Source organism: Ferroacidibacillus organovorans (assembly GCF_001642725.1).
GTDB classification, from domain to species: Bacteria; Bacillota; Bacilli; order Alicyclobacillales; family SLC66; genus Ferroacidibacillus; species Ferroacidibacillus organovorans.
In genome coordinates, this window is sequence record NZ_LSUQ01000001.1 from 127,647 (window position 1) to 136,991 (window position 9,345).

General features: G+C 48.7%; 11 protein-coding genes. 5 read left to right on the top strand and 6 right to left on the bottom strand.

Annotation, left to right across the window (positions count from 1 at the left end; translation table 11 throughout):
• Window positions 1–32: 32 nt before the first annotated feature.
• From AYW79_RS00630 to AYW79_RS00640, 3 genes are all read left to right on the top strand, one after another.
• The gene (locus AYW79_RS00630) at window positions 33–1,793 is read left to right on the top strand and encodes a B12-binding domain-containing radical SAM protein (protein ID WP_067560494.1); all 1,761 of its coding nucleotides are present in this window, start codon (window positions 33–35) and stop codon (window positions 1,791–1,793) included.
• A gap of 71 nt (window positions 1,794–1,864) precedes the next feature.
• Complete coding sequence (locus AYW79_RS00635) at window positions 1,865–2,347, top strand: divergent PAP2 family protein (RefSeq protein ID WP_067560519.1); 483 nt, start codon at window positions 1,865–1,867, stop codon at window positions 2,345–2,347.
• A gap of 20 nt (window positions 2,348–2,367) precedes the next feature.
• Window positions 2,368–2,547, top strand: coding sequence for a hypothetical protein (locus tag AYW79_RS00640; RefSeq protein ID WP_067560495.1), 180 nt, complete (start codon window positions 2,368–2,370; stop codon window positions 2,545–2,547).
• Window position 2,548: 1 nt separating this feature from the next.
• On the opposite strand, the gene AYW79_RS00645 is transcribed toward AYW79_RS00640, so the two are convergent.
• Window positions 2,549–2,836 (bottom strand): hypothetical protein, encoded by a 288-nt coding sequence (locus AYW79_RS00645; protein WP_067560496.1) that lies wholly within the window; start codon window positions 2,834–2,836, stop codon window positions 2,549–2,551.
• Between the two features lie 25 nt (window positions 2,837–2,861).
• Window positions 2,862–3,344 carry a DUF4149 domain-containing protein gene (locus AYW79_RS00650; RefSeq protein ID WP_067560497.1) on the bottom strand — a complete coding sequence of 161 codons (483 nt, stop codon included), beginning with the start codon at window positions 3,342–3,344 and terminating at the stop codon, window positions 2,862–2,864.
• A 50-nt stretch (window positions 3,345–3,394) separates the two neighbouring features.
• Between AYW79_RS00650 and AYW79_RS00655 the strand changes: the two genes are divergently transcribed.
• Window positions 3,395–4,195, top strand: coding sequence for a hypothetical protein (locus AYW79_RS00655; protein ID WP_067560498.1), 801 nt, complete (start codon window positions 3,395–3,397; stop codon window positions 4,193–4,195).
• A gap of 62 nt (window positions 4,196–4,257) precedes the next feature.
• On the opposite strand, the gene AYW79_RS00660 is transcribed toward AYW79_RS00655, so the two are convergent.
• From AYW79_RS00660 to AYW79_RS00670, 3 genes are read right to left on the bottom strand one after another with little or no spacing between them, the layout of a single operon-like run.
• Window positions 4,258–5,124 (bottom strand): 2-oxoacid:ferredoxin oxidoreductase subunit beta, encoded by an 867-nt coding sequence (locus AYW79_RS00660; protein ID WP_067560499.1) that lies wholly within the window; start codon window positions 5,122–5,124, stop codon window positions 4,258–4,260.
• On the bottom strand, window positions 5,112–6,866 hold the full coding sequence (locus AYW79_RS00665) for a 2-oxoacid:acceptor oxidoreductase subunit alpha (protein WP_067560500.1): 1,755 nt from the start codon (window positions 6,864–6,866) through the stop codon (window positions 5,112–5,114). Before AYW79_RS00665 ends, AYW79_RS00660 begins: the two co-directional genes overlap by 13 nt.
• 40 nt (window positions 6,867–6,906) lie before the next feature.
• On the bottom strand, window positions 6,907–7,866 hold the full coding sequence (locus AYW79_RS00670; protein ID WP_067953259.1) for a GntR family transcriptional regulator: 960 nt from the start codon (window positions 7,864–7,866) through the stop codon (window positions 6,907–6,909).
• A 139-nt stretch (window positions 7,867–8,005) separates the two neighbouring features.
• Between AYW79_RS00670 and AYW79_RS00675 the strand changes: the two genes are divergently transcribed.
• Window positions 8,006–8,455: a HepT-like ribonuclease domain-containing protein gene (locus AYW79_RS00675; RefSeq protein ID WP_179122969.1), complete on the top strand. Its 450-nt coding sequence runs from the start codon at window positions 8,006–8,008 to the stop codon at window positions 8,453–8,455.
• A 39-nt stretch (window positions 8,456–8,494) separates the two neighbouring features.
• Here AYW79_RS00675 and AYW79_RS00680 read toward each other — a convergent pair whose 3' ends face one another.
• On the bottom strand, window positions 8,495–9,151 hold the full coding sequence (locus tag AYW79_RS00680) for a 3D domain-containing protein (RefSeq protein ID WP_067560502.1): 657 nt from the start codon (window positions 9,149–9,151) through the stop codon (window positions 8,495–8,497).
• Window positions 9,152–9,345: the final 194 nt, after the last annotated feature.

The window sequence follows — 9,345 nt, forward strand, 5'->3', positions numbered from 1 at the left end:
AGGTGCAATTCTTAAAGACAGGATGGGTGAAAATGCAGCGCGTCATGCTCACGACACTCAATGCAAAGTATGTTCACTCGTCACTCGCGCTTCGCTACTTGCGTGCGGCGATTGAACAACAGTGCGATGTTGTCATGCGCGAGTTCACGATCCACGACCCTGTTGAACATGTTTTGGCAAAGATCTATGCAGTCAAACCAGACCTTCTGGGAATCAGTTGCTATATATGGAATATCACGGAGACGTTGCGTCTGATTCCTTTGGTGAAAAAAGTGCTCCCTGAAACGAAAATCGTTTTGGGAGGTCCAGAAGTGTCCTATGATTCCGTGGAGTTTATGGAACTTCACAAAGGGATCGACGTGATTGTCCGCGGAGAGGGAGAGGTGACTCTCCAGAGGCTCCTGCAGTCGTTAGCGTGTGAAAGTTCATTTTCGGCGATTGAGGGTATTGTTTTTCGGACAAAAGATGGCATCGTCGATACAGGTGCCGCCCGGAAGGTGACATCACTCGATGATCTTCCCACCCCATATGCCAAGGATAGCCTGCACGAGCTTGATCAACGAATCGTATATTTTGAAGCGAGTCGCGGTTGTCCGTTTTCGTGTCAGTTTTGCCTTTCTTCAATTGAATCGGGCGTGCGCTACTTCTCGCTTGAGCGTGTCAAAGATGATCTTACACGCTTGGTGGAATACGGGGTGCGCCAGATTAAGTTTGTCGATCGTACGTTTAATCTTCGCAAGGATTATGCATTAGAGATTTTTTCTCACGTCTTGTCTCTTTCGGGAGAGACGACGTTTCACTTTGAAATTACGGGAGATATACTAAAATCAGAAGTGGTGTCTTGGCTTATTGATCACGCGCCACCAGGAAAGTTTAGATTTGAAATTGGAGTGCAATCTACGAGTGATGAGACCAATGCAATCATCAAGCGTCGCCAAGATTTTGTGAAGTTATCGGAAACGGTATCTCGAATTCGCGATTCCGGTGTGATTCTTCAACATCTGGATCTGATTGCCGGTTTGCCAGAAGAAGACTACAATCGCTTTGCTCAAACCTTTAATGAGGTGTACGCGCTGCGCCCTGATGAGTTACAACTGGGTTTTTTAAAACTTCTGCGTGGAACGGGATTGCGAAATCGTGCGAATCAATACGGATATGTATATATGGATACTGCACCGTATGAGATGTTGGCTAATGCTGTCATGCCGTATGGAGACGTCGTGCGTTTGAAGCGGTTAGAGGATATTCTTGAAAAGTATTACAATTCAGGTCGATTTCCACGCTCCATTCCGTACCTATCAAACAAGTGTTTTGCGACACCGTTTGACTTTTATCAGCGCTTTGGTGATTTTTGGAGTCTTCGAGGGTATGAGCGAATTGGCCATCAAATGCACGATTTATATATTCGTCTCGAAGAATTTTTGCGAGAAGAAAACGTTGTGAATGCAACTGCGTATGCGCTGATGCGCGCGGATTATCTCATGAGAGAAAAAATTCGCCCTAAACGCCTCTGGTGGAAGAGATATGTGGATGAAGTGACACTATCAACGATGCGTGCGCTAGAACCACCCTTGGCAAAGGGAGAGACGATTGATGCGGTGCTCTTGAAACGCTGTATCGCTGATCGCGTACCTGCTGATGCGGCGCGTGAGCTAGGTTTGATGGTGGGGGATGTGCGCGGTGAGCTGACGATCATCTATTGCTATCCAAAAGGACTAGGACATCCGACCGTGCATGTGTCGATGTCAGTAAGTGAAATGGCCGACGATTTTCAGTTGCAGTTTCCATCTTAAGCATTTGTCAGTTTGGCAATAAGATATGAATGATCGGTTTATACAAAGGAGAATGGAATGTGACGTTTTGGATGTCCGTCCTTGGCTTGATGAAAAATCCGGCACTTATGGCTTCGTTGGCTGCCACGGTGGTGGCACAGGTCGTAAAAGTACCCATCGCATACGTAACGACCCGCAAATGGGATTTTAGCCAAATGACCTCGACGGGTGGCATGCCGAGCTCTCACTCTGCAGCCGTCTCTTCCCTTGCGACAGTCATCGGATTTCACGATGGGACAAAGTCATCCCTTTTTGCAGCGAGTGTGGTTTTTGCCATTATTGTCATGTATGACGCTGCTGGAATTCGTCGTCACGCAGGTGAGCAAGCTATTGCATTGAATAAATTAAAAGCGGATATTGGTGAGCTTATTGATCGCAGGTTTGCAGACAGGCGGACAGAGTTGTATCAGCAGCGCTTGAAGGAAATGTTGGGTCATCAGCCCATTGAAGTATTGATGGGCTGTATTTTAGGCATTCTTTTAGGGAGTATTGTAGCGGCGATCAGTCACGCCTAGTACACTGAGGAGGGCGTCCCATGCAGTTTGTGCCAAGCGATTTGCGAACCATAAAAAAGGCGCTGTCCGTCGCCGTTTTAAAAGGTGAAACAGACGAAGAGCGCCGCCAGTTTCAGCATCTTCTTGATCAAATGACACATGTCTCAGAAGTCGTAAAGGATGGATTCCTTTACGACTACAATGACAATCGCCCGCTGTAAACTAGGAATCCTCACGATCTTCTCCAATCGAGAAGATCGTTTCGTTTAACACATCACGATTGATTTTTTTGATCACTTGAGAGATTGCCAGCGTTTGATTGGCAACTTCCGAACTTCCATAGATGACCATTCGCTCCTCATAGGTGGGTGTGCCGATTGCATAGCAGACACCACTTTGTTGCTCAAACGCTTCGATTTGGTACTCTTTGTTCTGAATCCGATACACAAACATCTCTTTCTTTAACAAGAATGCGTCGTTTTGCAGTTCGATTGTTTTCCAGGATTCCATACATTTTCCTCCGTTTCTCTCCAAATTAAAGAAAACGCGTCTCAATTCCGCGTATCGTGAACAAAAGCAATCCTAAAAGTGTTAGGATCATAGTAAAGACGATGAGCCCCATTGAGATTCCATGGTAGAAGAAAAATTGTTTCAACACGGGAGTCATAGGGCCTGCGAAGTTAGGTATTCTCAATCTTGCCGCGTTCATCGCCGGGAGAAGAACCATGTCGCTAAACGCCAAAAAAAGTGTAGATAGCCACGCGCTGCTGATAAAGATTCGCCGCGAGATGTAGCGATGCGATGGCCAAGGTATGAACCCAGTGCATACGCTCGCAATCAGCGAAGAGATTCCTGTGAAGCGATAAAACGATGGAAACAAATGTGCGAGAACGGTTCCCGCTGACTGGAGCGTAAGGCTGGCAAAGATGGTCTCAGCGACGATGAGAGAAAAGAATACCATCGCGCCGAGTGACAAAGCGGTTGCTAAAGAATAAATTGATCTTGAAGTCGATTGCACGCTATAATCCCCTTTGATGGATGAGTCAGTCATAAAGGTGTGAAAACGTCATGGCATCATGGAAAAATCTAACCCCGTGGTTCGTCATTGGAGCGACGGTTGTCACGCTGACAGGGTGTGGAAGCCAAAATTCTGCAGGTGGGATCCCATCGTCACAACCGCTGCCTCCAAGTACGTCTCATTCTACCACACCGTCGACAGGGACGACATTGGCACAGGGAGGCGCCCCAACGACCGGGTCTACTTCGCCGAGTTCAACGACGACTACGTCTGGAACGACTTCGGGTACCTCCGTGACGACGGGTACCACGACAACAACAGGCACGATTGCGAGCGGTCAACCTTCCGGGAGTACGGTGCCTGGAACTTCTGGCAGTTCAGTTGGCACAGGTACGGTGGCGGGCAGTTCTACGAGTGGAACGACGCTTACGACCATGCAGGTCGGTGCAGGGAGTTCGAATCCATTTGTTCCGGTTTCGAGTCAGATTTCAGATATTTATGTACCTGCCAACTGGGTGCTTCATACTGATTCGCTAGGTGAGGGCGGGAACATTTATCGTCTCATTAACTCGGCGCAACCTGCAGAACATCTTGTCGAGGTTGTTCAGTCTTCTGCGCGCGATCTGGCAGGATTTATGAGTCAAATTTCTCAAGGCGCCAATGCGCATTATGTGATTCCTCAACAGGTGATCGAATACGCGATTCCAAACCCTAATCTTCCCTATGAAGATCGAGGTATTGTCGCAAATCTTAGCAACGGAGGCTCGATACGTCTCGATGTGTATCTGCCTTCGAATGAACAGGCTGTGGCACAAAAAATTATCGCGAGTTTTATCAAACCGTTAACCTGATTGAAACAAAAAAGAGGCCGACTCCTAACGAAGAGTCGGCCTCTTTTTATGCCCTCAAAGGGTTAAGCAAACTCCCTCATCAGCTCATCAAACATACTCTGATCCATCTCGAGGTTTGAGTTGAGATAGGCTTCTTGCGGATAATTTTGTACGAGATCTTCAAAGACCGGCTTTTTCTCATCCTTGAAAATAAGCCCTGTGCACAATCCATCCGTTTCCATGACTTTAGCGATTGCCGACGCGCGATCGGTTGGATTGTAATCGGGAAATTGATCAAGTGAAACCGTGTGTTCCTTGAACCACTCGTACGTGTTTACTTTGTTATAGGTGACACAAGGGCTGAACACGTTGATTAAGCTGAACCCTTTATGCTCAATTCCACCCTGAATCAATTCTGTCAGTTGATTGACATCTGATGAGAATCCTTGGGCTAGATATGTGATGCCTGCAGACAATGCAATCTGTAAAGGACTGATCGCATTCTCGATATTTCCCGCGGGTGTGGTTTTCGCCTTGAATCCAAATGCTGATGTGGGGGAGTGCTGTCCTTTTGTTAGACCGTAGATTTGATTGTCCATTACGACATACGTGATGTCCATGTTGCGTCGTACGGCGTGCATAAAATGTCCGAGTCCAATGCCGAATCCGTCGCCGTCTCCGCCAGATGCGAGTACAGTCAGGTTGCGATTGGCAAGCTTTACACCCTGCGCGATGGGGAGAGAGCGTCCATGCACACCGTGAAATCCATACACATTCAAATAACCGCAAATTCGTCCAGAACATCCGATCCCTGAAATGAGCGCAACATTTTCAGGCTCAAGGTTTAAGTTTCCGAGAGCACGCTGCATGGAGGCCTGAACGGCAAAGTCGCCACAACCTGGGCACCAGTTAGGACGTACATTGTTACGAAACTCTTTTACCGTTGCCATGCAATCATCGATCCTTTCACGTGAGCCTCAATTTCTTTAGGCAAAAAGGGTGTGCCGTCAAACTTCAGATGGCTTGAAAATTCGCTGTGATTCAATCCAAAGAAACGCATGAGATGATAGAGTTGGCCTGTCGCGTTTGACTCAAAAACGATGACTTGTTTCACGCCATCCATGTACGCTTGAAGAGAAGCTACTGGAAATGGAGAGATGACGTGAACATGAGCGTGACCGACGCGCGCGCCCTGTTCGCGCAGTCGCGTAGCAGCCTCGCTGATCGGCCCGATTGAAGATCCAACACCAACCAAAAGGATGTCTGGGTTTTGATCCCCTTCGTAGGTTGTGCTGTTAGGCAATTCAACGCCCTCAAATTTGTTCAGACGCTTTTTCATCATTTGCACGTGGTTGGATGTTCCTTCATCAGGGCGCCCTACCTCGTTGTGCTCAACGCCCGTGACGTGATGAATGCCGCCTTTTTGACCAGGGAATACACGGGGAGACACACCGTTTTTTGTTCGCTCAAAGCGCTTGAAAAGTTGGCCTGGCTCCATCTGTGCCAATTGCTCTTGCGTTGCGAGCAAACCGCGATCGATCTTTACTTGATCGTGCGCGAATTTTTCTACTGATTGACTGGCGAGCGAAAGTGCCAGGTCTGTCATGATGATGACAGGGCACTGATAAACCTCTGCGTAATTGAACGCTTCAACAGCCGCATAAAAACATTCTTCAGCCGTCGCTGGGGTCAGCACAACCTTCTGAATTTCACCGTGCGTCCCAAACATGGCTTGATACATATCGCTTTGCTCGTGTTTTGTAGGAAGTCCGGTGCTAGGTCCGCCGCGCTGCGTGTCAACGATGACGACAGGCTGTTCGGTCATTCCGGCGAGACCCAATGCCTCCATCATGAGCGAAAAACCTGGCCCTGACGTCGCTGTAAGCGTTCGTGCGCCCGCATAGGAGGCCCCGATCGTCATATTGAGTGCCGCGATTTCGTCTTCTGTTTGAACAACGACACCGCCGACTTTAGGAAGCTTTTTAATCAGATATTCCATCACGTCAGAAGCCGGAGTGATCGGGTATGCGGGCATGACGCGTACGCCGGCTGCAAGTGCTCCGAATGCGATTGCGTCATTTCCAATCATGAGCAGGTGTTCGTCCGGGGTTGGTGACGCGAGCGCAAAGTCAGGAAAAGCTACATTCTGAGCCTTCATTGCGTCGTAACCGGCCATGACAGCCGCTTGGTTTTGCTCAACAATTTTCTGGCTTTTGCGTCCAAAAAGGCTTTGAAGAACGGGTGTGCAAAAATCAGGCGAGAGCCCCATCACAAACGCGGTTGCACCGAGAGCCACCATATTTTTCATAATGGCAGCACCGTTTTGTTCGGCGATTTTCGTAAAGGGGATGGCAAATAGCAAGACATCGCTCGCCGTATTTTCTGGGAGAACGGGATTGAATTTTGCGTCACCAATCACAACGCCGCCTATGCGAAGCTCATGTGCGTTCAGGTCAATGGTTTCCTGGTCGAACGCGACGAGGATATCGAGTTGGTCGGCACTTGAATGCTTCTGTTTGGTGCTTACGCGGACCTTGTCGTTCGTATGGCCACCTTTAATTCGGGAAGAAAAATGTCTGTAAGAGTAAATATAGTACCCCATGCGATTGAGCGAGGTGGCAAACGTTTTGCCTGTGGAATCGATCCCTTCACCTTGCTGACCGCCAACTTTCCACGATAGTTCTTGCAACATGTGCGTCATGCACTCCTTTCGCGCCCGTGTAGCGCGCGTATCAATGTCGAAACGTGTCAGCGAGCGCTGCGCGCAGCAGATTGACGGATGCGACATCAGGTTGAAACACAAACTCAATGACGTGCTGTTTGCGTTTGCAATAGGCCTCAATCTCACGCCGTCGTCCAGGCGATACGATCAAGGCATCCTGTGAACCGACAAACGCCCTTACCCGTTCTGCATCCGCATCCGTATGAACGCTGACGTGCAACTCTTCTAGACGAGCCTGACGGAGCGCGTTGAGCACCTTACCCGCGAAATTTTCGCTTTTACAGATAAGGCCGACGCGCTTTTCCTGAGGAATGCGTGCAACTTTTACGATCGTCTCAAGCTCAGGGTCAAGTGACACAGCGATAACTTGCTGAGAGGATCCGATGAGTTGTTGCACTTCGTCAAGATGGAAAAATGTCGTGATCACAAGTCGGGCGCGTTCGAGAATCGAGCGCTCTTTTTGAGATGCATCTTTCAACTCTTCCAACAAGAGTGGCGTGATGTGAATACCGCCAAACTCGAGTTTGCGTGAGAAGTATTCGACTTGTTCACGGTTGCATTCAATAAAGACGACTTGAACATCATGCAAAAGCGCAGCCTTTTGCTGCGCGCGCTTTGTTGCGATGTCGACAAATTCCTCAATTGAAAAGCCGAGTTGAAGTCCCTCTTCTAATGCGACGTCAATGACTTTCGACAACAAATCGCGTCGATTTTCAAAACGCACTTTGTCATCGCGATCGCAAATAAAAGTACCGCGCCCTTGAATCGATACGAGGATTCCGTCAGCCTCCAGGTCTTGGTATGCCTGGCTGACCGTATTGCGACTTACTCCGAGGCGTTCTGACAACTCGCGTTCGGTTGGCAGTTGTTCGCCTGGTTTGCGGACGCCAGATTGAACATCCGATAAAATGTTATTCTTGACTTGGACATAGAGCGGGATGCCGTTTTTCCGAATCAATGCTGTGTCCACGTCATCCCCTCCTGGCGTTCCCTACAGAAAGGTGGATCAATCCACCAATCCATTTTCTTACCCTCTCATTATACTCCAGAGAGGGTAGATGAAAAGGGAATTGCCTATGGATTTGCAAAAAAATATTGGAGGAATGTGTGTGTTTATTACTGGAGAGGTCAAGAAACGGCTCGCGGCGTTGAGCCAATTGATCTGTCAGTACGCAAGGGATTTGGAACGGTCTCAGGCAGCACGGAAATCGACTTCTGACGAGGTCATGCGCAGATTGTTCGACTACGCGAGTGTGCGCTGCATTCACGGAATGATCGAGGCGTTTGCGGATTCGGGCAATCAGTTGATCGATGCCCTGGTCATGCGAGATCCAGCGAGTTACCGAGATATTATCGAGATTCTCGGAGATGAATCGGTCATTCCTCGTGAGACCGTTCTCGTTCTTGGGGAAATGATGGAGAAACGCCGCCAACTGATTGATTCTTTTTCAAAAATCGATCAAGAGATTGAGTCGATTGAACGCATCGTCCCGCAAATCGTGCAGGCTGCGCTTGCGATGAACGACTATGTTCAATCTAATTCACAAGAAATCGATTGACGGTAGGTTCGCATTTGATTGAAACAAACTGTTTGGCGCTTAAGGCGCCATGTCGTCGCTATGCGCCGTCTCGAAAACATAGACTTTGACATGATGTTTTACGCCGAAGATTCGAGCGTCTTCATCGCTCGAAAAAAAGACGTCGATATGTTTTCCTTTAATAGCGCCACCCACATCCTCCGCTACGCGATACCCCACGCCGTCGATATAGACGAGCGAGCCGAGTGGAATCAAGCGTGGGTCTACGGCGATGGTGTGACGAGGTTTAGCGCGTTTGCCAGTGGCGGTGATTCCGTAGCCTGGATCACCTGGGTGTTTGCCTGTTGATTCAAAACCAGGGCCGTATGCGGTTAATTGACAGTCATACGTACTCTTTACAGAAATGGAACCCGCCTTCGCCACGACGTCCATCACAGGGGCGAGTGAGACCATGGTGGCGACGGATGGAGCAGTCGTTTGTTCACGTTTATGTCTACGTCTAGACCGATCTGTAGAGTGAGGATGGACCGCCGCTACGTTGTGCGCGTTCATGTATTGCGTTCGTGTGACGCTCTTTTGTAAAGTGGAGCGATGCGCCGCCGCTTGATCGCGCACTGAACTGTGAACGGTGGGATACGCATGCGTAACCTCGGGTACAGATAATACCGTGGCAATCGAGAGTAGTGTTCTCAATGCCACGGCACGTATGGAAACCATGAACAAACATCACCCCTTCGGAGGATTTGAGATGCCGACACTAACCTTTCCCTAGGATTGAGCGAAATATGCATACCCAGAAAAAGTCGGTAAAAGCGCCTTAATTTACAAACTCGATTTTTTAATAAAAGGTTTGACATGATGCGCGAGGGGTGATATATTACTCCTTGTCGCCGCGAGGCTGACACGAAGAA

What these genes read in the sequence shown, in the direction of transcription:
- AYW79_RS00630 (WP_067560494.1), top strand. Translation starts at nt 33, where the DNA reads ATGCAGCGCGTCATGCTCACGACACTCAATGCAAAGTATGTTCACTCG.
- AYW79_RS00635 (WP_067560519.1), top strand. Translation starts at nt 1,865, where the DNA reads ATGTCCGTCCTTGGCTTGATGAAAAATCCGGCACTTATGGCTTCGTTG.
- AYW79_RS00640 (WP_067560495.1), top strand. Translation starts at nt 2,368, where the DNA reads ATGCAGTTTGTGCCAAGCGATTTGCGAACCATAAAAAAGGCGCTGTCC.
- AYW79_RS00645 (WP_067560496.1), bottom strand. Translation starts at nt 2,836, where the DNA reads ATGGAATCCTGGAAAACAATCGAACTGCAAAACGACGCATTCTTGTTA.
- AYW79_RS00655 (WP_067560498.1), top strand. Translation starts at nt 3,395, where the DNA reads ATGGCATCATGGAAAAATCTAACCCCGTGGTTCGTCATTGGAGCGACG.
- AYW79_RS00660 (WP_067560499.1), bottom strand. Translation starts at nt 5,124, where the DNA reads ATGGCAACGGTAAAAGAGTTTCGTAACAATGTACGTCCTAACTGGTGC.
- AYW79_RS00665 (WP_067560500.1), bottom strand. Translation starts at nt 6,866, where the DNA reads ATGTTGCAAGAACTATCGTGGAAAGTTGGCGGTCAGCAAGGTGAAGGG.
- AYW79_RS00680 (WP_067560502.1), bottom strand. Translation starts at nt 9,151, where the DNA reads ATGGTTTCCATACGTGCCGTGGCATTGAGAACACTACTCTCGATTGCC.